This is a genomic window from Coriobacteriia bacterium (assembly GCA_030652115.1).
GTDB lineage: Bacteria > Actinomycetota > Coriobacteriia > Anaerosomatales > Anaerosomataceae > UBA6100.
Genome location: JAUSBK010000011.1, coordinates 107,542 through 128,245 on the forward strand (window position 1 = coordinate 107,542; position 20,704 = coordinate 128,245).

Annotated in this window: 23 protein-coding genes and 1 riboswitch; of the genes, 18 read left to right on the top strand and 5 right to left on the bottom strand. The window is 66.9% G+C overall.

Going from position 1 to position 20,704, the window contains the following annotated elements; genetic code table 11:
- The first annotated feature begins 5 nt into the window (after positions 1-5).
- From pncA to Q7W51_10295, 3 genes are all read left to right on the top strand, one after another.
- Entirely contained in the window at positions 6-620 is a 615-nt protein-coding gene (pncA, locus tag Q7W51_10285; GenBank protein ID MDO8848759.1) for a bifunctional nicotinamidase/pyrazinamidase, read from the top strand.
- 15 nt (positions 621-635) lie between these two features.
- Complete coding sequence (locus Q7W51_10290) at positions 636-1,217, top strand: flavodoxin family protein (GenBank protein MDO8848760.1); 582 nt, start codon at positions 636-638, stop codon at positions 1,215-1,217.
- Positions 1,218-1,372: 155 nt separating this feature from the next.
- Positions 1,373-1,951, top strand: a complete 579-nt coding sequence (locus Q7W51_10295; GenBank protein MDO8848761.1) for a hypothetical protein — start codon at positions 1,373-1,375, stop codon at positions 1,949-1,951.
- Positions 1,952-2,014: 63 nt separating this feature from the next.
- Here the strand turns inward: Q7W51_10295 and Q7W51_10300 are convergent, their stop codons facing one another.
- On the bottom strand, positions 2,015-3,775 hold the full coding sequence (locus Q7W51_10300; protein MDO8848762.1) for an alkaline phosphatase family protein: 1,761 nt from the start codon (positions 3,773-3,775) through the stop codon (positions 2,015-2,017).
- Positions 3,776-3,953: 178 nt separating this feature from the next.
- Here Q7W51_10300 and Q7W51_10305 point away from each other — a divergent pair, with 178 nt between their 5' ends.
- From Q7W51_10305 to Q7W51_10320, 4 genes are read left to right on the top strand one after another with little or no spacing between them, the layout of a single operon-like run.
- Positions 3,954-4,835, top strand: coding sequence for a DegV family protein (locus Q7W51_10305; GenBank protein ID MDO8848763.1), 882 nt, complete (start codon positions 3,954-3,956; stop codon positions 4,833-4,835).
- A 37-nt stretch (positions 4,836-4,872) separates the two neighbouring features.
- Entirely contained in the window at positions 4,873-5,784 is a 912-nt protein-coding gene (locus Q7W51_10310) for a DegV family protein (GenBank protein MDO8848764.1), read from the top strand.
- A gap of 31 nt (positions 5,785-5,815) precedes the next feature.
- Positions 5,816-6,685 (top strand): DegV family protein, encoded by an 870-nt coding sequence (locus Q7W51_10315; protein MDO8848765.1) that lies wholly within the window; start codon positions 5,816-5,818, stop codon positions 6,683-6,685.
- Positions 6,686-6,691: 6 nt separating this feature from the next.
- Entirely contained in the window at positions 6,692-7,540 is an 849-nt protein-coding gene (locus tag Q7W51_10320; protein ID MDO8848766.1) for an alpha/beta hydrolase, read from the top strand.
- An 8-nt stretch (positions 7,541-7,548) separates the two neighbouring features.
- Here Q7W51_10320 and Q7W51_10325 read toward each other — a convergent pair whose 3' ends face one another.
- Positions 7,549-8,886 carry a GTPase gene (locus Q7W51_10325; protein MDO8848767.1) on the bottom strand — a complete coding sequence of 446 codons (1,338 nt, stop codon included), beginning with the start codon at positions 8,884-8,886 and terminating at the stop codon, positions 7,549-7,551.
- Between the two features lie 278 nt (positions 8,887-9,164).
- Between Q7W51_10325 and Q7W51_10330 the strand changes: the two genes are divergently transcribed.
- From Q7W51_10330 to Q7W51_10345, 4 genes are all read left to right on the top strand, one after another.
- A complete protein-coding gene (locus Q7W51_10330; GenBank protein ID MDO8848768.1) occupies positions 9,165-9,677 on the top strand; it encodes a hypothetical protein in 513 nt (170 codons plus the stop codon).
- Between the two features lie 204 nt (positions 9,678-9,881).
- Complete coding sequence (locus tag Q7W51_10335) at positions 9,882-10,088, top strand: hypothetical protein (protein ID MDO8848769.1); 207 nt, start codon at positions 9,882-9,884, stop codon at positions 10,086-10,088.
- 167 nt (positions 10,089-10,255) lie between these two features.
- Complete coding sequence (locus Q7W51_10340) at positions 10,256-11,065, top strand: NYN domain-containing protein (protein ID MDO8848770.1); 810 nt, start codon at positions 10,256-10,258, stop codon at positions 11,063-11,065.
- 15 nt (positions 11,066-11,080) lie between these two features.
- Positions 11,081-12,382: a glycosyltransferase gene (locus Q7W51_10345; protein MDO8848771.1), complete on the top strand. Its 1,302-nt coding sequence runs from the start codon at positions 11,081-11,083 to the stop codon at positions 12,380-12,382.
- Here the strand turns inward: Q7W51_10345 and Q7W51_10350 are convergent.
- On the bottom strand, positions 12,379-12,567 hold the full coding sequence (locus Q7W51_10350; GenBank protein ID MDO8848772.1) for a ferredoxin: 189 nt from the start codon (positions 12,565-12,567) through the stop codon (positions 12,379-12,381). The genes Q7W51_10345 and Q7W51_10350 overlap by 4 nt on opposite strands.
- 111 nt (positions 12,568-12,678) lie before the next feature.
- Between Q7W51_10350 and Q7W51_10355 the strand changes: the two genes are divergently transcribed.
- Positions 12,679-13,098, top strand: a complete 420-nt coding sequence (locus tag Q7W51_10355) for a DUF4190 domain-containing protein (GenBank protein ID MDO8848773.1) — start codon at positions 12,679-12,681, stop codon at positions 13,096-13,098.
- On the opposite strand, the gene Q7W51_10360 is transcribed toward Q7W51_10355, so the two are convergent.
- Positions 13,095-13,580 carry an N-acetyltransferase family protein gene (locus Q7W51_10360; protein MDO8848774.1) on the bottom strand — a complete coding sequence of 162 codons (486 nt, stop codon included), beginning with the start codon at positions 13,578-13,580 and terminating at the stop codon, positions 13,095-13,097. The genes Q7W51_10355 and Q7W51_10360 overlap by 4 nt on opposite strands.
- A 272-nt stretch (positions 13,581-13,852) precedes the next feature.
- Between Q7W51_10360 and nifV the strand changes: the two genes are divergently transcribed.
- Genes nifV through Q7W51_10380 form a run of 4 tightly spaced genes read left to right on the top strand, consistent with a single transcriptional unit; the run spans position 13,853 to position 17,223 of the window.
- On the top strand, positions 13,853-14,974 hold the full coding sequence (gene nifV, locus Q7W51_10365; GenBank protein MDO8848775.1) for a homocitrate synthase: 1,122 nt from the start codon (positions 13,853-13,855) through the stop codon (positions 14,972-14,974).
- Positions 14,971-16,245, top strand: coding sequence for a 3-isopropylmalate dehydratase large subunit (locus tag Q7W51_10370; protein ID MDO8848776.1), 1,275 nt, complete (start codon positions 14,971-14,973; stop codon positions 16,243-16,245). The genes nifV and Q7W51_10370 overlap by 4 nt, the downstream gene beginning before the upstream one ends.
- A 1-nt stretch (position 16,246) precedes the next feature.
- Complete coding sequence (locus Q7W51_10375) at positions 16,247-16,750, top strand: 3-isopropylmalate dehydratase (GenBank protein MDO8848777.1); 504 nt, start codon at positions 16,247-16,249, stop codon at positions 16,748-16,750.
- A 35-nt stretch (positions 16,751-16,785) separates the two neighbouring features.
- Positions 16,786-17,223 carry a DUF5658 family protein gene (locus tag Q7W51_10380; GenBank protein ID MDO8848778.1) on the top strand — a complete coding sequence of 146 codons (438 nt, stop codon included), beginning with the start codon at positions 16,786-16,788 and terminating at the stop codon, positions 17,221-17,223.
- A gap of 24 nt (positions 17,224-17,247) precedes the next feature.
- On the opposite strand, the gene Q7W51_10385 is transcribed toward Q7W51_10380, so the two are convergent.
- Positions 17,248-17,799, bottom strand: coding sequence for a hemerythrin domain-containing protein (locus Q7W51_10385; protein ID MDO8848779.1), 552 nt, complete (start codon positions 17,797-17,799; stop codon positions 17,248-17,250).
- A gap of 171 nt (positions 17,800-17,970) precedes the next feature.
- Here Q7W51_10385 and Q7W51_10390 point away from each other — a divergent pair, with 171 nt between their 5' ends.
- A complete protein-coding gene (locus tag Q7W51_10390; protein ID MDO8848780.1) occupies positions 17,971-19,062 on the top strand; it encodes an isocitrate/isopropylmalate dehydrogenase family protein in 1,092 nt (363 codons plus the stop codon).
- A gap of 27 nt (positions 19,063-19,089) precedes the next feature.
- On the top strand, positions 19,090-20,259 hold the full coding sequence (locus Q7W51_10395) for a hypothetical protein (protein MDO8848781.1): 1,170 nt from the start codon (positions 19,090-19,092) through the stop codon (positions 20,257-20,259).
- 129 nt (positions 20,260-20,388) lie between these two features.
- A riboswitch (cyclic di-GMP riboswitch) is annotated at positions 20,389-20,473 on the top strand.
- Positions 20,474-20,704: the final 231 nt, after the last annotated feature.

Genomic DNA, 20,704 nt, shown 5'->3' on the forward strand with positions numbered 1-20,704 from the left:
CAACCGTGCGCGCGCTTCTGCTTGTGGACATCCAGAACGACTTCGTGCCCGGAGGCGCGCTGGCCGTGCCCGACGGGGACGCGGTGGTCGCCGTCGCCAATGCGCTCGCACCGCGCTTCAGTCTGGTGGTGGCCTCGCAGGACTGGCACCCGGCCGATCACGGCAGTTTCGCCTCGGCGCATGCGGGCGCCGCGCCCGGTGACGTGGTGGACCTCGGCGGCATCGCACAGGTGCTCTGGCCGGATCACTGCGTGCAGAACTCGCCCGGCGCGTCGTTTCACTCGGACCTGAACGTGGCGGTCATCGATCACGTGGTGCGCAAGGGCACGGACCCGGGCATCGACAGCTACAGCACGTTCTTCGACAACGGGCATCGCAAGGACACCGGGCTCGCCACCTTCCTCGAGCAGCGCTGCGCCGAGGAGCTCGTGGTGCTCGGTCTGGCCACGGACTACTGCGTGAAGTACACGGTGCTCGACGCGATCGGTTTGGGCTTTGGTGTGACGGTGATCGCCGATGGCTGTCGTGCGGTGGATCTGGCGCCGGATGACGGCAAGCAGGCGCTCAAGGAGATGCGCTCGGCAGGGGCACGCATCATCGCCTCTACCGAGCTGACGTAGGAGAAGGGACACGGCATGAAGGTGGTCGCATTCTCGGGAAGCGCACGCAAGGGCGGCAACACGGCCGTCATGCTGCAGCGCGTGCTCGACGTGCTTGAGGCCGAAGGCATCGAGACCGAGCTCGTCGAGCTGGCCGGCAAGAAGGCCCAGGGCTGCACGGTGTGTCTCAAGTGCCGGGAGCTCAAGGACCGGCAGTGCCACGGGCGCAACGATGCCATCAACGAGTGCATCGCCAAGGCCGACGAAGCGGACGGCATCATCATCGGGTCGCCGGTCTACTTCGCGGACGTCTCCTCGGAGGCCAAGGCGCTCATCGACCGGCTCGGCTACGTGGCTGGCGCGAATCCGGGCATGCTGGAGCGCAAGGTGGGGGCGGCTGTCGTGGCCGAGCGCCGGGCGGGTGCGGTGCACGCGTTCGACTCGATCATGCACCTCTTCATGATCCGGCAGATGATCGTGCCGGGCTCCACCTACTGGAACCTCGGCATCGGCGGAGCACCGGGTGCGGTCGCCGAGGACGAAGAGGGCATGGGTACGATGGACAACCTCGGGCGCAACATGGCCTGGCTGCTGAAGCTGACGGCCGAGGCGCGTTAGCGCCCCGCCCGTCGGCGTCGCGTGCCTCGGGTCACGGGAGACGGTCGTGGCCCGTGCTCGGCAGAGCCGTCTGTCGGTTCGTGCTCAAATGCGCAGGTCAGAAGCCCGATATTCCGAGAGTAGGCAATGAACTGATTCGACCTCGGAGGTCTTCGATGAAGCGCACGCTGACGTTGGTCCTGATACTCGCGCTCACACTCTCGCTTGCCTTTCCGGCTGTGGCGCTCGCTAAGAAGGGCGGCGTCCCCGCCAACGGCAAGTCGGTCGGCAACGCCCCCGTTTCGGTTTCCGAAGACGGCGAGTCTCCCGAAGATCCAGCGGACGTGCCCGAGACCGGTAAGGACAAGGCGAAGGACAAGAGCAAGGGCGGCGCCGTCGAGCCGGGCGATGGTGGTCCCGACAAGGACCGCGACCAGGACGGCAGCGACGAGGCGTCGGGCACCGCATCGCCCAAGCGCACGGGTGTCGAGAACGCACTCTCCAGGCTGCAGCGGAATCTCGAGCGCATGCAGACCCAGCTCGAGTCCGGCAAGCGTACGGGCCTTCCCGAGGGCCTGCAGTCCGCGATCGCGAAGTTCATGTCGTGGCTCGGAGTCGATCCCGCCGCAGAAGCCGAGAACACAGATGAGGGCTCAGATGAGACCAGCGGGACGGTAGAGCCGGAGCCGGTTGACGACGCAGACGATGAAGCTGCCGGCGCCGATACGACGCAGGAACCACCTGCCGACGAGTAGCCTCGACGGAGCAGGTGGCCCCCGAGGACCGGGACCCGTACAGGGTTCCGGTCCTCGGGTGTTCTAGGACTTGATGCCTGCCTCGGCCGCAGTCCTCCGCGTCCGGGGGTGGATCCTGCCCACGAGCCACGTGAGGGGCGGTCCTATGACTGCCGCGGCGCCGAGCGCGGTGAGTTGGATGAGGTCGAGGTCGTACTTGAAGGCGGCCTGCATGTTGGGGAGTATCCATGTGACCTGCGCGCCCCACTGCCACAGGAAGTACGCCACCTGCACCACGAGCGCGGCCTGGGCCATGAGCACCGTGGCGCTTCCGAGCGCGAGCCATTCGACCGCGTAGCCCGACTGTGGCCCCCTCGGCTCCTTGCGGAGCGCCGCGTACACGAGCGCCGCCACCAGACATGCGGCCACGCCGGCAAGGACGGTCTCGAGCATCCGCTGGTTGAAGAACGCATCTAGCATGGTCTCCTCATTGAACGCCGAGAGCGACCACGTGAGGCGGTGCGCGCCGAAGAACAGTGCGTTGTAGACCGCTGCGTAGACCGCGGTTCCGACGAGCGCGGCCACAAGCGCCCGCCACGAGGCGATCCCGATGACCGCAGCGGCCACGAGGACAGCCACGATGGCGCCGATGAGCAGCGCCTTGCGGCTATCCCTCTCCTTGGCGAGGCGCTCGGCATCGGCATCGGCGCGCATGCTCGCAAGGTCCGCGGGCGAGCCGATCGACTCGATGCCGCGGACGCCCTCGTCGCCCAGGACTCTGCGGACGTACGCGAGCGTGATGCCCGCCGAGCGCACGAACTCGGCGTTGCGGGCGGCGCCGTTCTGGTCGGTGAGCACCGCATCGATGGCGGTCCCCGTCCCCTGAAGCGGGGCCTGCATGCCGGCGATCACCGCGACGGTCGGGGCGATGTCCTCGAGGTTCGCCTCGGTCTCGATCTGTGCAACGCCCGGGCCGGCCAGTGCGGCGAATGTGCGGGTGACCGGCTCCTCCCAGCCACCGTGGCCGCCGACGTCGATGTGACCGTGATCGGGGAGGACCACGAAGGTGGTCGCCCCGTCGTCGAGCCCCTCGATCAGGCGCGCGAGGTCGACATCCACCTTCGCGACGACGTCGGCGTACTCGGCCGAGGAACCGCCGTAGTTGTGACCGGCGTTATCCACATCGGGCAGCAAGACGAAGATGAAGTCCGCGCCGCCCACCTCGGCGTCCAGTGCGAGCGCGTTGTCCACGACCTTGTCGCTTGAGTAGGCGTCGTTGTCCCACTCGATGAGCGATGTGGCCGTTGCAACCTCCGAGGCGCTGTACATCTCGTCGAGGTCCACCGGACCCGAGATCACCACTGAGCGGCCGGAGCCGACCGCGACATCGAAGAGCGTCTCGACTTCGACCGGGCCCTCGTACCAGTTGGTCGTGACGCCGCTGATCTGCTGCGGAGCACCGGTGAGGATCGTGGTCCAGGTGGGGTAGGAGAGGCTCGGCTGTGGCACGGTGAGGTGGACGTCGGCTCCGCGCGCGCGGAGCCCCGAGATCGATGCCATAGTGCGTGACGCGTCATCGCGCAGGCCATCGATCAGCACGAGCACGACCCGTCGGGGTTGTGCATCGGGGATCGGGTCGGCGAGGTCCGGCCGGGGGCCGGAGAAGTCGATGCCGCTCTGCGTGGTGTACGGGCTCTCGTACGACACCACCTGGTCCCATGAGTACGACGCGAGGTTGTATGCGCCGTACGCCAGGCCGAGTGATACCGCGAGCGCCATGAACGGCAGGAGCCAGCCGAGGATGGAGCGGCGTTTCGTGCGAAGGTTCGCGGTGCGTCTGCCCATCGTGCCCTCCGTTGCATGTGGCGGTGTGCGACTCAGTCTACGCAACTTCCCGTGCCGGGCACCACCGGTCGGCCGTAGCCCGCGCTTAACGCTGCGGCTCGGGCCGCGCGCTGGGGGATAAAGAAAGGCGTACGCAACTCACACGCATACTGCATGGACACAGGAGAGGAAACGCGCAATGGCCGTCAAAGTGATCACTGACAGCACCTCTTACCTCCCCACCGCGATCCGCGAGGAGCTCGATCTTGGCGTCGCCCATGTGCGTTGCCTGCTCGACGGTGTCGAGTATCCCGACGACGCCGAGGACTGCGAGGCGTTCTTCAGCGCCTTGGAGGCCTCCTCCGCCATGCCGACCACCTCGCAGCCGACTGCCGGCGAGATCGCTGCGCTCATGGAGGAGCGCGTCGTGGCGGGGCATGAGGTTGTCGGTGTCTTCATCTCGGCGAAGCTGAGCGGCACGATCGAGTCGGCGCGTCTGGCGCGCACGATGGTCCTCGAGCGCCATCCCGGGGCGGTGATCGAGATCGTGGACAGCGAAAGCAACTCCACCGAGCTCGGGTTTGCGGTTCTCACCGCTGCGCGAGCCGCAGCCGCCGGCGAGAGCGTTGCCGAAACGGTCGCGACCACACGCACGACGATCGAGCGCTCGCGCCTGCTGTTCGTACCGAGCACGCTCGAGTACCTGCGTCGTGGCGGCCGGATCGGGACGGCCATGGCGTTGGTGGGAAGCATCCTGCGCATCCGGCCGATTCTCACGGCCGCCGACGGAACGACCACGGTCTTCGCGCGGGTCCGCACGATGGAGCGCGCGCTTGCGACGATGGTCGGTACGCTCAGCGCGGATATCGCCGCGAAGGGCGGTCTCGCTCAGGTCTCGGCGCTCCACATCCACGCACCCTCGGCGGCGCGCGCGCTTGCCGAGCGCGTCGCCGCAGTGGCGGGCGTCGAGGTCCCGGTCGTGCCGGTCGGTCCCGCCATCGGCGCGCACGTCGGCCCCGGCGCGGTCGGCATCGCGTACTGCACGAACGACCCGATGCTGAAGTCGCGGACCCGCGCATGACGGCGCACGCTGGACGGACGGCCCGGGGAAGCCGACTATGGGACGCGTGTCTCAGGCAGCCGGAGGGAGCCGCATCGTGGGCGTGAAGGTGATCGCTGACAGCACGTCGTACATTCCGAGGCCGCTTCGAGCGTCGCTCGATATCGGTGTGGCGACCCTCTCGTCGCTACTCGATGGCGTGACGTATCTGGACGACGCCGAGGACTACTCCGCATTCTATGATGCGCTCGCCAAATCGGGCGCGTTCCCGACCACGTCACAGCCGGCCGTCCAGGACATGGTCGATCTCATGGAGGAGCGCGTCGCCGCCGGCCACGAGGTCGTGGGGGTCTTCATCTCGGAGCTGATGAGCGGCACGTACTCCACCGCCCTCCTCGCCCGGGACATGGTCATCGAGAAGCATCCCGATGCGGTGATCGAGGTCGTCGACGGCCGAAGCAACTGCATGGAGCTCGGCTACGCCGTGCTGGCTGCGGCGCAGAAGGCCGCCGGGGGCGGCACCGCCGATGAGTGTGTGGCGGCGGCCAAGGAGATGACGCTCCACACCCGCTTCCTGTTCACGCCGCTGACGCTCGAGTACCTTCGCCGTGGCGGCCGCATCGGCAACGCGCAGTCACTGCTGGCGACGCTCCTGCAGATCAAGCCGGTGCTCACGGTGGTCGACGGCGTGACCGACACCTTCGCGAAGATACGGACGTTGCAGAAGGCGCACGATCTCATCGTGGACACGTTCGCCGCCGACATCCGCGACAAGGGCGGGCTGGGCGAGGCGTTCGTCCACCACATCCACGATGAAGCGGCCGGGAAGACGTTCCGGGACCGTATCGCGGAGGTGGCAGGCCGCGAGATCGAGCTGCTCGACATCGGTCCGGCCATCGGCTCGCACGTCGGACCGGGAACGGTCGCGGTCGTCTACTCTACGAACGGCTTGATGCATAAGGCGGGCTAGCCCCGCTCCGCACAATCTAAGGAGCTCACCTGTGACGGGCAAGCCCGTACTCATCATCGATTCATGCTCGGACTTGCCGGCTGCCGTCGTCGAGGACCTCGGAGTCGAGGTCCTGAACTTCCCCTACACCCTCTCGGGCCGGGAGCACCTCGACGACTTCGGACGCGCCCAGTCGCATGCCGACTTCTACGCGGCGATGCGCGCGGGCGACCATCCCACCACCGCGCAGATTCCGCGGCAGGTGTTTCTCGACACCTTCAGAACGCACGCGGCTGCGGGGGAGCCCGTCTTGTACCTCGGCTTCTCCTCGGCGTTGTCGGGCACGTTCGACGTGGCGTGGCTCGCGCGCCAGGACGTGCTTGCCGAGTACCCCGACGCTGAGATCCGCCTGATCGACACGAGGGCGGCGGCGGTGGCCGAGGGGCTGGTGGTCTATGAGGCCGCTCAGCGTTGGCGCGACGGGATGCCGCTTGCGGACATCGAGGCGTGGGTGCTTGCCGAGCGGCCCCGGCTCAACGGCTGGTTCATCGTTGACGACCTCGAGACCCTGCGTCGCGGTGGTCGTCTGCCCGGTGCGGTCGCGGCAGCGGGCTCGCTGCTCGACGTCAAACCGCTCCTGCGCGTCACCGATGACGGTCGGCTCGAGGTGAAGAAGTCGATCCGCGGTCGCCAGAAGTCCATGCGCACGCTCGCCGATCTAGTGGCAGACCGCGCCGCGGACCCCGCCGGGCAGACCATCGCCGTCGCTCACGGTGACTGCGCCGAGGACGCGGCGCGTCTGCGTGACATGATCACCGAACGGGTCGTGGTCAAAGACATCCTGACCATGGAGGTCGGCGCGGTCATCGGCACGCACACCGGCCCCGGCATGCTCGCCGTGGTCTTCTGGGGGGAGGCGTAAGCAGCAGTGGTTCGTCGGTCGTGGGCGATCGCCGAGCGGCTTTCCTTGCCGTGGCTGCTCGCGGGGCTGCTCTCACGCGGCGCCGGTACGGCGCACGGACTCATCGAGGAGACGATCTCCTTCGGCGATGATCCGGCCCAGCACGTCCTCGTGATCCGCTCCGAGCACCTCTCGGCCGCTCGGCCGCTTGTGTACTTCATCCACGGCGGCAGCTGGAAGTATGGCGACCCCGAGTTGTTCCGCGCCGTGGGGCGGTTCTTCGCGCATTACGGCTACACCACTGCGCTCGGCGGCTACCGGCTCGTGCCGCGTCACCTGTTTCCGGCACAGCGCGACGATGTGTTCGCGGGCATCTCGGCGGTGATGCAGGAGGGGTGGTTCGCCGACGCGTGCGACGGCTCGGTGCTGCTTGCCGGGCAGTCGGCCGGCGGGCACCTCGCCGCTCTCGCGGCCTTCGACGAGGACTCGCGCGCCGACGCCGGACTCGGCGACCTCGACATCGCCGGCGTACTCGCCGTGAGCGGCGTGCTGGATTTCAGCGTGCTGTGTCCCGCAGGCTCCCGGTGCCAGCTCGTCGAGAACCTCATGGGTGGTCGGGAGGGGTGGGAGCACGCGGACCCGGCCTTCTACGTGCATGGCTCTCCGCGGGTCCCCGTGCTGTGTCTTCACGGCTCCCGCGACCCGCTCGTTCCGGTCGAGGTCGCCGCGTCGTTCGTCCTGCGCGCGAACGGGTCCGAGGGCGACCACGCGGTCTTCATGGCGGACCCGGACGCGCATCACTCGGACATGACGCGACTGTTCTTCGGCACGTCCCCGCTCACCGGGGCCATGCTCGACTGGATGGGCGACCTGTAGCCCCGGTGCTACTGCTTCGTGAGGCCGTGTCTCATGCAGAATGCATCGAGCACCTGACTGAGCGACATCCCGGTGCCCCGCTCTTCGATGTGGTACTTGGCGCGCACGGCCGGTATGCCGAGGTCGAGCAGGCGCGAGAGGTCCACCGGCGTGGCCACGAGGACCACGTCTGCGCCGGACGCCTGCACGGTGGCCTGGAGGTCGGCGAGCTGCTCCTCCGAGTAGCCCATCGCGGGAAGCACCTCGGTGAGATGCGGGAACTTGTCGAACGTGGCCTTGATGCTTCCGACCGCGAACGGCCGCGGATCGATGAGCTCGGCCGCCCCCGCGCGCTTGGCCGCGATGGCGCCGGCGCCGTAAGGCATGCCGCCGTGCGTCACGGTGGGGCCGTCCTCGATCACGAGCACGCGCTTGCCCGCGAGCGCCGTGTCATCCACGTCGATCGCCGAGTTCGTCTCAATCACGATCGCGGTCGGATTGTATTCCCGTGCGGCGGCGCGAACCGCCTCGACCTTCTCCGGCTCGGCACTATCCACCTTGTTCACCACGAGCACGCTCGCACGCAGGAAGTTCGCCTCGCCGGGATGGTAGAGACGCTCGTGGCCCGCGCGATGCGGGTCGAGCGCGACGATCTCGAGGTCGCTCTTGTAGAACGGCAAGTCGTTGTTGCCGCCGTCCCACACGATCACGTCGGCCTCCTTCTCGGCCTCGCGCAGGATCTTCTCGTAGTCCACGCCGGCCATGACCACGGCGCCCTCTTCGATGAGCGGCTCGTACTCCTCGCGCTCCTCGATGGTGGTGCCGAGGCGATCGAGGTCCTCGAGCGAGGCGTAGCGCTCCACGGTCATCGCCTCAAGGTCGCGGTAGGGCATGGGGTGGCGGATGTCCACGGCCTTGATGCCACGCTCGCGGAAGAGCTTGAACAGGTGGCGGCTGATGCCGCTCTTGCCCACGCCGGTACGTACAGCGCACACGGACACGACGGGTTTCACTGACGGGATCATCGTGGACTCGGCGCCCAGGAGGGTGAAGTCCGCGCCGGCGGCGATGACGGCCTCGGCGTGGTGCATCACGTAATCGTGACTCACGTCGCTGTAGGCGAAGACGACCTCGTCGATCTTCTCTTCGGCTATCAGGTCGAGCAGACGGCTCTCGGGGAGGATGCGGATGCCCTCGGGGTACCGGGGCCCGGCGAGCGCGGGCGGGAAGGTACGTGAATCGATGCCGGGGATCTGCGTTGCGGTGAACGCCACCACGCGCACCTGATCGTCATCCCGGTAGCGCGTCAGGAAGTCGTGGAAGTCGCGCCCTGCCGCACCCATGATGACGATCCGTCGCTCGGCCATTTCGGCTCCAATCCTCTATACGGAATAACCCTCTCATTATGCACTCTTCCCCGGACGGGGCATTCCCGACACGGTTCTGATGAGCGTAGCGCATCGCGAGCCGCCGCGACGGCGTCTTTGCGTATCCAATGCCTATGAATACCGCGATTCAGTCCCCGGGATACCCCTGCCGGTACCTTAACGGTGCACACACCCTCCGCACACAGTTCCTCCACACCTGCAGGGCAGTATCGGTCATGTCAGAAGCGTCACTCCATACCTTCAAAGGAGGTACGAACGTGAACAAGCGGAAAGCACTTGCACTTGTCAGCGCTGGCCTTGTTGCCGGACTGGTGTTCGGAAGCGTCGGTGCGGCGTATGCCGCGACCGGTACCGCTGGAACGCCTCTCGGAGCCGGGGCCCGCATGGGTCAGGCCATCCGCGACGCAGGCGCTCGCATGATCGACATCGTTGCCGATCTCACCGGGCTGTCGGTCGAAGACGTACAGGCGCAGCGCGCCGAAGGCAACTCGATCTCCGACATCGCCGAGGCCAACGGGGTCTCGAGCGACGCGGTCGTCGATGAGGCGCTCGCCGCTCGCAAGGCGATCCTTGACGCCAAGGTCGCCGATGGCTCGATCACTCAGGAGCAGGCCGATCTCGCCTACGAGCAGATGACCGAGCGCGTGACCGAGCGCGTGGCCACCGATGAAGTCGGTCGCCCGAGCTGGGCTGCGGGTGGCACCAAGGGCGGTCGTGGCGGAGCCGGCGGACAGGGTGTCTGCGACGGTTCCTGCATCGTCACGGAGTAGGGCAGCAGGGCCCACACGGGCCATTCATACCACAAGGCGGGCGGTCCCTCGGGGCCGCCCGCCGTCGTTGCGGCGTGCATCGACCGCACGCGGCGCACTTCGCAAGTATCGTTCAGCTGTGTTAGCGTGCGGCAAGAAATCTTTCGGCCGACGCTGAAGTCCGGTGAGCGGTGCGCCGATACTCACTGCAAGGAGGTGTCATCCTTGGGCAGCCTGTACACAGCACTCCAGGAGATCGACCGCGTCATCGAGGAACGCGGTCTCGATCCCTTCGCGACCAAAGGGACGATCGGCATGAAGGCCGGCCTCTTCCTTGTGACCATCAAGCCTGACACGCCCGACGACCCGGCGCGATTGGAGGCCCTTAAGAGGGCCGCCACAGAAGTGCTCGGATCTTCAGTGCGCATCTAAGGAGTCACCGGCGGCAGTTCCCAGCCGCTGCGGTATGAACGGTCCGAGGGCCCCGCTACGGCGGGCCCCTCGCCATTTCACGCTGCCGGTTGTGCGTGCCGTAGCGGTCCGTGTGTGGCATGATTGCCGTAAGGGGACTACACACATTCGGAAGGTCGTGCCTGCTCATGGCAGATGAAGCACACTCGCTTGCCGTACTGATCGACTTCGAGAACCTCGCGCTCGGCATAGAACGGCCGTCGGGAACCACACCCTCCGGCCGTCGCAGCCGTGCGAAGACCACGACCACGAACGGGACCTTCGACATCAAACTCGTACTCGAGCGACTCGTCGAGAAGGGGAAGGTCATCGTCAAGCGCGCGTATGCCGACTGGGGCCGCTTCAGCTCGTACCGAGAGGTCATGCACGACTCGGGCATCCAGATGATGGAGATCCCTGAGCGTGGCAAGACCGGCAAGAACCACGCGGACATCCAGCTGTGCGTGGACGCCATGGACATGTGCTACTCCAAGGAGCACATCGACACGTTCGTGATCGTGTCGGGCGACTCGGACTTCACGCCGCTCGTCTCCAAGCTCAAGGAGAACGGCAAGAGCGTCATCGGCCTCGGCATCAAGGACTCAACGAGCGACCTGCTGGCGTCGAGCTGCGACGAGTTCATCTATTACGAGGACATCGTGCGCGGCCCGGCCACGCCCGTGGTGCACGTGGCCGACATCCCGCAGGCCAAGCAGCCGGCGATCAACCTCATGATCGAGTCGGTGCAGGCTCTCCAGCGTGAGAACAAAGACGTGATGCTGGCTTCGATGGTGAAGGACACCATGCGCCGCAAGCAGCCGCAGTTCTCCGAGTCGAGCTACGGCTATCGCTCCTTCTCCGACTTCCTGCAAGACGCTGAGCGGCTCGGCATCATCACGCTGAGGACCGATCAGCGCTCGGGTACCTGGGTCGTCTCGGGGTTCGCCGAGAAGCGATAGCGCAAAGGCGACATCATGCGCATCGCGTTCTTCACCGATACGTACCTGCCTGAGGTCAACGGCGCCGTCACGAGCATCGACTCGCACTCGCGTCTTCTTGGCGCGCGGGGTCATGAGGTCCTCATCATCTGCCCCAAGTACCGCAAGCCGATCCTGCACGTGGTTCCACACGTGACGATCAGGCGGTACCGGAGTTTCAGCTTCATCTCCAACAAGGACACGCGCCTCGCGTTTCCGGCGATGGCTTCGGTTGCGCGGGCGCTCCAGCGCTTCGAGCCGGATATCGTCCACATCCACACGCCGCTCTCCATCGGCGTGATCGGACTCGCGACGGCGCGCATGATGCGGCTGCCGATCGTCGAGACCTACCACACGTACATCCCTGACTTCATGCAGTACGTCGAGCCGCAGCGGCTGTTGCGCCTGGACGACTTGCAGGACCGCGTGCTGAACTCGCTCATCTTCGAGCGCATGTTCGACGCCGGCATGTTTCATGGCCTTGCGGCCCTTGAGGAGCAGGGCAAGCGGGCGGCGGACGAGATCGCCCGCGTGGCGCGGGCCGCGCTCGGCGAGGAGGCGCCGGAGAAGCCGGCCGACCTCACCACGCGCTTCGCGTGGCAGTTCACTCGCACGATCTACAATCGCGCTGACCTCGTCATCACGCCTTCGGCGACACTGCAGCGTGAGCTCGTTCAGCACGGTGTCACGGTACCCGTGGAGCATCTGAGCAACGGACTCGATCTTTCGATCATCCACCCCAAGACGTCGTACGCTTCCACCGGCAAGTTGCTGCATGCGGGGCGCCTCGGCCACGAAAAGAACATCGATGTGGTGGTGAGGGCGTTCGCGTTGATGCTCGAAGAGCACCCCGGTTACACGCTCGACATCCTCGGCGATGGCCCCGCCCGCGAGAGTCTCGTCCGACTCGCCGAGCGCCTCGGTATCTCGGAGCGGGTGCACATGGGCGGGTTCATGGACCGCCACGCGCTCGGCAAGGCGTACGCCGACTACGATGCGTTCGTCACGGCGAGCACCATCGAGACGCAGGGCATCGTGTTGCTCGAGGCGATGGCGGCCGGTCTGCCGATCGCCGGCGTGAAAGCGCTTGCTATCCCCGAACTCGTGATCGACGGCCGCGACGGGCTTCTGGTCGAACCGGGGGACGAGCGCTCGCTCGCCGCCGTACTGCGTACCCTCGTCTCCGATGAGACGCTGCGTGCGCGGCTGGGTGCGGCCGGGCAGATGGACGTGAAGCCGCACGCGCTCGAGTCGGTGGTCACCCGGCTCGAGGAGCTCTACGAGCAGGTGCTGGCCTAGGCGATGCTGATCGCCGAGACGGGGCAGAGTTCGACGCACCCCTCGACATCGGGGTACGTCTCGGCGGGTGGGTCTTCGTCGATCACGTAGGCGAGGCCGTCCTCGCCCATGCGAAAGACCTCGGGGCAGGTCTGCTCGCACAGACCGCACCCGATACACAGGTCGCGGTCGACCACTGCTTTCATCGCACACCTCCTCCAGGCGAGACGCATCCACGATATGTTTGCCCCAACCGCGCGCTACGTCACGACGGGGGAGTAGACTGACCCCAGACCCGCCTGACCGAGGAGGACCGCATGTCCGATAACTGGAGTCAGAATCCGCCGCCCCCGGCCCCACCGTCAGCACCGCCGCCCCAGCCGGCACCTCCAGCGTATGCGCCTCCGCAGGCGCCGGCGCCCGGCCAGTACCTGCCGGCACCGCAGGCCTACGCGCCGCAGTACGTCCAGCCGCAGAGCCGCGGCGGCGAGGGCCAGGCGATCGCCGCTCTCGTCATCGGCATCGTCGGTGTCCTCGCGTGGTGTCTGCCGATCCTCGGCGTGCCGCTGGCGATCATCGGCATCGTGCTTGGCGTCATGGGCATGAAGTCATCGAAGCGCACGCTCGCCATCATCGGTCTCGTGCTGTGCGTGCTCTCGCTCCTGGCCGGCATCGTGAACGGCGTGCTCGGTGCGGTTCTGGCCGTATCGGATCCGACCTTCCTCGAGAGCCTCTAGAGCACAAGCTCGAGCTGCGCGACGTCCAGCCAGCGGCCGAACTTGAAGCCGACTGCGTGGAGCGTGCCCGCGTCCTCGAAACCGAGATTGCGGGTCAGCCGTAGGCTGGCCTCGTTCTCGGTGCAGATGCGCGCGACGATCACGTGCAGGCCGATTTCGCGCGCGCTTGCGAGCAGCTGCTGGCCGAGAGCCGCGCCGATGCCGCGCCGGTGCCACGAACGCTCGATGTAGATGGAGATCTCCACGGTGGCGTCGTAGGCGGGCCGCTCCGAGTACGGTGAGAGCGATCCCCAGCCCGCGATCTGCCCCTCGGCCTCGGCGACGAACACGGGGTGCCGCGGGCCGTGGTTCACGAACCACGTCATGCGCTCGTCGAGCGTCTTGGACTCGAGATCGAAGCTCGCGGTGGTGTCGGTGACCGCCTGGTTGTAGATGGCGGTGATCGCCGGGACGTCATCGGCCGTGGCCGGACGGATGTGCATGCGGGGTCCCTTTCCGTGGCTGCGGCGTGCGCGTACAGGGTACGCCGAGCGGCCCCGCGTGTGCCAGCGAAACGTGCGCGGATTCACATGGACGCGTGCGAAGACGTGCCGTACACTGTTGGTTCCGTTTGCGGCACCTATGGCAGCTGTCGCGAGTACGTTCCCATACGAGGAGTGTGCGCCTGCATTGCCGCACACGAGGAGGACCGGTCGTGGAGACTCAACTCGCGAAGAACTTCCCGCTCGAAAGCAAGCTCGGCGTGACGCGCGTCATGATCGACGACACCACGCTGCGCGACGGTGAGCAGACGGCAGGCGTGGTCTTCGCCAACAAGGAGAAGATCCGCATCGCCCGGCTCCTCGACGAGATCGGCGTCGACCAGATCGAGGCGGGCATCCCCGCGATGGGCGGCGATGAGCGCGACGTGATCGAGGAGATCGCGCACCTCGGCCTGAAGGCGTCGGTGCTCGGCTGGAACCGTGCGAACACGGTGGACATCAAGACCTCGCTCGACTGTGGCGTGGACGCCATCGCGATCTCGCTCGCCACCTCGGACATCCACATCCAGACGAAGCTTATGAAGGACCGCGACTGGGTGCTCAGCACCATCCGAGAGAGCGTTGCGTTCGCCAAGGCCGAGAGGCCGGACGTGTACATCTCGGTGAACGCCGAGGACGCCTCACGCACCGAGATCGGCTTCCTCATCGAGTACGCCAAGGCCGCCAAGGCCGAAGGCGCTGACCGCATCCGCTTCTGCGACACGATCGGCCTCATGGAGCCGTTCCGTACCTACGAGGTCGTGAAGGCGCTCCGTGAGGAGAGCGGCCTTGAGGTGGAGATGCACACGCACAACGACTTCGGCATGGCGGTGGCCAACGCCATCGCGGGCATCCATGCCGGCGCCACGTGGGTGAACGTGACCGTCGGTGGCCTCGGCGAGCGCGCCGGCAACGCAGCGCTCGAAGAGGTCGTGATGGCACTCAAGTACATCGAGGGCTTTGACCTCGAGATGGACACCACCCGCTTCCGCGAGGTGGGCGAGTACGTGATGGCCGCCGCCGGCCGCCAGATCCCTGTGTGGAAGTCGGTCATCGGCACGAACATGTTTGCGCACGAGAGCGGCATCCACGCCGACGGCGTGATCAAGAACCCGAAGACCTACGAGGTCTTCGCACCAGCCGAGGTCGGCCTCGCGCGGCAGATCGTCATCGGCAAGCACTCGGGCTCGCGCTCGCTCGAGCTCAAGTTCGACGAGTACGGAATCGCCGTCACCCGCGAGGAGGCCGCCGAGCTGTTGCCACGGGTGCGAACCATGGCAATCGAGCTCAAGCGCGTGCTCTTCGACAAGGAACTCATCTACATCTACAACGACTGGAAGGCCGAGAAGAAGTGACCCAGGGCAAGACGATCGCCGAGAAGATCTTCTCGGCACACTCAGGCACCGACGCGCACGCCGGCGACATCGTCGTCGCGGACGTGGACTTTGTGATGGGGCAGGACGGCACCACGCCGCTTGCGATCCGCGCACTCGAGAACATGGGCGTGACGACGGTCTTCGACCCGGCCAAGGTGGCCGTGGTCATGGACCACTCGAGCCCGAGCCCGATCGAGGGCGTATCCGCGCTTCACACCATGATGCGCGAGTTCGGCAAGAAGACCGGGGCCAAGGTCTACGACGTGGGCTGTGGCGTGTGCCATCAGCTCATCCCCGAGAACGGGCATGTCGTGCCGGGCGATCTCATGGTGGGCTGCGACAGCCACACCTGCACCTACGGTGCGGTGAACGTCTTCTCCACGGGCGTGGGCTCCACCGACGGCGCCGCGGCGATGGCCTCGGGCAAGCTGTGGTTCAAGGTGCCCGATACGATGAAGGTCACCTATGAGGGCACGCTCCAGCCGGGCGTCTTCAGCAAGGACCTCATCCTCGCGCTCGCCGGGAAGATCGGCGTGGACGGCGCCACGTACATGGCGCTCGAGTTCCACGGGCCGGTGATCGACGGGCTCTCGGTCGATGCGCGCATGACGATTTCCAACATGGCTATCGAGGTGGGCGCCAAGGCCGGTCTCATGAAGGCCGACGATAAGACGCTCGCCTGGTACGAGGGCCGAGGGGACCGCGCTCCGCAGCCGGTCGATCCGGACGCCGACGCGGTCTACGCCGAGGAGATCACCCTCGACGCCTCGGCGATCGGCCCGATGGTCGCCAAGCCACACGCGGTGGGCAATGTGTCGCCGATCGAGGAGGTCGCCGGTACTAAGGTCGCGCAGGGCTACATCGGCACCTGCACGAACGGCCGGCTTGAGGACCTGAAGATCGCCGCGGACATCCTCCGCGGCCGGAAGGTGCACCCGGATGTGCGCCTCATCATCGCGGCTGCGAGCAAGCAGATCTTGCTCGACGCCATGGATGCCGGCTACATCCGCGACCTCGTTGAAGCGGGCGCCATCATGGTGACGCCGGGATGCGGCCCCTGCGTGGGCACGCACAACGGCGTGCCGAGCGACGGCGAGAACGTCATCTCCACGGCCAACCGCAACTTCAAGGGCCGCATGGGCAACTCCAATGCATTCATCTACCTCGGCAGCCCGGCTACGGTTGCCGCATCCGTCATCGAGGGCGTCATCACCGACCCCCGGAAGTACTTCACGGGAGGGGGGGCCTGAGATGGCGATCACGGCGAAGGCGTTCAAGTACGGCGACGACATCAACACCGACTACATCATCAGCGGCAAGTACAAGTTCAAGAGCAACGACATGGCCGCGATGTCCGTGCACGCCATGGAGGAGCTGGACCCGAACTACTACGAGAAGGTGAGCCCGGAAGGCGGCTTCCTCGTTGCGGGCACCAACTTCGGCATGGGCTCCAGCCGCGAGCAGGCGCCGCTCGTGCTCATCGGCTCCAACACGAAGGCGGTGCTCGCGAAGACCTTCGCGCGCATCTTCTACCGCAATGCGATCAACACCGGTCTACCGGTGGTTGAGTGCGACACCGACCTGATCGCCGACGGTGACTCCCTCGAGCTCGACCTCGAGGCGGGCGTGGTGCGCAACCTCACGCAGGGCACGGAGATTCCCTTCGCGCCGCTGCCGCCGGTGATGGCGCAGCTGCTCGCCGACGGTGGGCTCGTGGAGCACTTCAAGAAGCACGGCGGGTTCGCGGTACGGTGACCGCCGGGGGCACCGATCGCAAGCCCGAGTCTGAGATGCCTCTCTGGGACGGTCTCGAGCGGCGAGTCGCGAAGCGCCGCCACCACCGCAGGTACCGCTTCATAGATCGGCGCCACGGCTTCGACCGGCGCAAGTGGTACCCGGTGCTGGGCACGATGCGCGATCACGGCTGGATTGTCGTGTTCACGATCCTGCTGATCAACGTGCTCTCGTTCATCGACGGCTACTTCACGGCCGCCGAGCTGGGTCTGGGGATAGCCCGAGAGGGTAACCCCGTGCTTGCTGCGGCCCACCGGGAAGGTCCGATGGTCGCCATCGCGGTGAAGCTTGGCGCGATGGCGGTGGTGAGCACGGTGATCTGGCACAGCCGCCGCAGGCGCTCAATCCTCACGCTGGCGCTCGTGGCCGTCGCGCTCTTCGGCGGACTGGTCGCCTACCACGCGGGCACGCTTCGCGGACTCGGGTGGCTGTAGCGGTCTACTCCTCGAGCGGCGTCTCTACGGCCGACCGGGTTCCAACTCCGCGACGATCGTGCGGTACTTCTCGTGGACAAGCTGCGCGTCGAATTCGGCCGACTCCTCGAGCATCGCCCGCTTCTCCGCCTCGGTGAAGTAGGCGAGGCATGGCCGGAAGAAGTGCTTGTCCTCCTTGGCGATGTGCACCGGGTAGAAGTCCGAGAGCGTCTGGATGGTCGCGCGAACCGCCTCGAGTGCGCCCTCGTCGCCGGCACGGTAGGCGGCGTTCGCCTCGACGAGTTGCCCGGTGACCTGCCGCCCGAGCAGGTGGTCCGCGATCAGGCCCTGCATGTCTGCCCCGAGCGCAGGGTCGAGGTCCTTCTTGGCAAGCTCCCGGAAGAGGATGTCCTCCTCCTTGCCGTGGTGGCATCGGTCGGCGTACGTGCGGATGAAGTCCGTGGCCGTGTCGATGAAGCCGGGGTCGACGGTGCCGGTCTCGTCGATCGTTGTCAGCTGCTCGCGCATGAGCGCGATCATCCGCTCGATGAGCCGGTGCTCCCAAACGAGTGGACCGGTGGGTGTGCGCCACTGCATGTCGTTCTCCTTTCAGGCACTCCTGCGTTCGTCTATTCCCTTGCCGAGGCATGCGGCTTGTGGAGGTTCGCGCCGCACGCGTTCACTCGCGTACAATCGCAGAACACGCATCCGCATCGTCCGAGGGCGCGCCGCGTGAGCCGCCCGTCGAACCCTTGGAGGCACTCCCGCATGGCCAAGCACACCGTGACCCTCATCCCCGGCGACGGCATCGGGCCGGAGCTTACCCGCGCGATGACGCGCGTGGTCGAAGCCGCCGGTGTCGACATCGAGTGGGAGATCGCCGAAGCGGGCGCCGGTGTGATGGACAAGTACGGCACGCCGCTCCCCGAGCACGTTCTCGAGTCGATCCGTAAGAACAAGGTCGCGATCAAGGGTCCGATCACCACGCCGATCGGCACGGGCTTTCGCAGCGTGAACGTGTCGATTCGCAAGGAACTCGACCTCTACGCCTGCCTGCGGCCCGCGTTCTCGATCAAGGGCAGCGGAGCGCGCTACGACGACATCGATCTGGTGATCGTGCGCGAGAACACCGAGGACCTTTACGCCGGCATCGAGTTCGCCGAAGGCTCCGAGGGCGCGCGCAAGCTCATCGAGTTCGCGGCCGCCGAAGGCGCTGGCGTCATCCGGCCCGACTCGGGCATCTCGCTCAAGCCGATCAGCATCACGGGCACCCGCCGCATCGTGAAGTATGCGTTCGACTATGCGATCGCCAACGGCCGCACAAAGGTCACCGCGGTGCACAAGGCCAACATCCTGAAGCACTCCGACGGACTCTTCCTTCGCGTGGCGCGCGAGGTGGCCGAGGAGTACAAGGACTCGGGCATCACCTTCGAGGACTACATCGTTGACGCCACCTGCATGCAGCTCGTACTGCATCCCGAGTGGTGGGACGTGCTCGTGCTGCCGAACCTGTACGGCGACATCCTGTCGGACCTCGCGGCCGGTCTCATCGGCGGCCTCGGCATCGCACCGGGCGCCAACATCGGCACCGACTGCGCGGTCTTCGAGCCCACGCACGGTAGCGCGCCAAAGTACGCCGGCAAAGACATGGCCAACCCCACGGCCGAGATCCTGTCGGCAACGCTCATGCTCAAGCACCTCGGCGAGGCCGAGGCGGCCGACCGCATCCTTGCGGCGGTGCGTGCGGTGATCGGCGAGGGCGAGAAGGTCACGTACGACATCAAGCGTTCGGTCACGGGCAGTACCGACGGCTGCGTGGGCACGCAGGCGTACGCCGACGCGCTGATCGAGCGGCTCTAGGCCGGCACTCCGAGTGGAGGCGCCTCTGTGGGCGACCATCCCGACTATGAAGTAGAGCGCGGGTCCTACTGGCGGAGCGTCGAGAACCGCCGGAAGGCCGGCATTGCCGCAGCGATCGCGATCGCGGTCCTCGGCGTGGCCGGCACGCTCGCGCTCTCGGCCACGCGTGAACCCACGCGCGGCGGCTCGGGGGAGACGAGCAGCACGATCACGCCCGCCGAGGAGACGAGCGAGACCTCGGCTGCGGTGCCCTCGGACGACGATGACGCAGCGGACGAAACGGCCGGTGGGCCGGATGGATCGGGCGCCGAAGGCGGCGCTGGCGCAGTGACGGCTGTGCCTGCCCGAGGCGCGATCGTCGCCTACCGGCGTGCGGGCAAGCTGTGCGTCTCGGCGGAGGACGGCAGCGGGGAGCGCGCCCTGGCGGACTCGCTTGCCGGCGTCTACACGCTCTCGCCCGACGGCGGGACGATCGCGTACGTGGAGGGCGGCGGCGGGCTTTCGCTGGTGGACGTCGCGTCCGGGGCCGCCGTGACCGTGGGGCCCGCGACGCAGGACCCACCCTCGTGGGCGCCCGACTCGTCGTGGCTCGTCTACACGGCGCCAGGCCCGGTGGTGATGCTCGTGCCGCGCTCGGGACACGGCGCGATCCAGCTCTTCGCCGGCTCGATGCCGGTCGTGTCGGTCGCGGACGGCGCCGTGGTCGGGGCGGCCGAGTCGGGTGGGATCGCCGTCTGGCGGGGAGGTTCACTGTCCGTCGTGCCCGCACCGGGGACGGTGACTGGTTTGGCAACCGACGGGGCATCGGTCTGGTGCGGGTCGTTGGCCGCCGACGGCAGCGCGTCGCTGTGCACCGGAGCGATGAACGGAACGGGGAAGCGTGTCGTGGTGGCTGCACCCGAGTCGACCCGCGTTGTCACCTTCAGCGACTTGCTGCTCTCGCCGGACGGCTCGCAACTCGTTTTCGCCGAGCAGGGCGATGACGGCTACTCGCGCATGTTCGCAGTGCCCGCAGGCGGGGGCAACGCGACCGAACTGAGCGTGAGGCGCGACTGCTATCCGCTGCGCTGGACCGCCGACGGGGCCTCGGTGCTCTTCGTCGAGGGCAACGCATTCCAGGGGGAGCCGACGGCGCTCATGCGGGTCACGCCTTCGGGCGCTTCACGGCGGCTGTTGGTGGACGGCGGCGGGATGTGATCGGCCCACGGCGGACCGCTTGACGCCGTTCATTCTGGCTAATGTGACGTGCATCACGTTTCCTGGGTTGACGGTCACCGCCCTTCCGTTCATAATTCACAGATAATTGCGGGAACGATCGAAGACCGCGATGTGATGTGCGGCGATGAGCTGTCACCCACGATTTGGGCGCCTGGGTGACGGTGAGCCAGTGGCGCAACCGGCGGATCACGTTCGACTGGTTTGCTCTGTTAGGGGCAGGCGGGGAAGCAGTCGGACCGCCCGAGGAGGGCTTCTTCGAGCAGGTGGACGAAGAAGGGGTGGGGATCCATATGCGTTCGCGTGTCCTGCTACTGGCAGTGGTGACTCTCGCGCTCGTCGCGCTGAGCGCCGGCGCGGCCTTCGGGCAGATCCTGCCCGAAGCTCCGTACACCGCCCCGTTGGACTGCTACTCGTGTCACGGGTC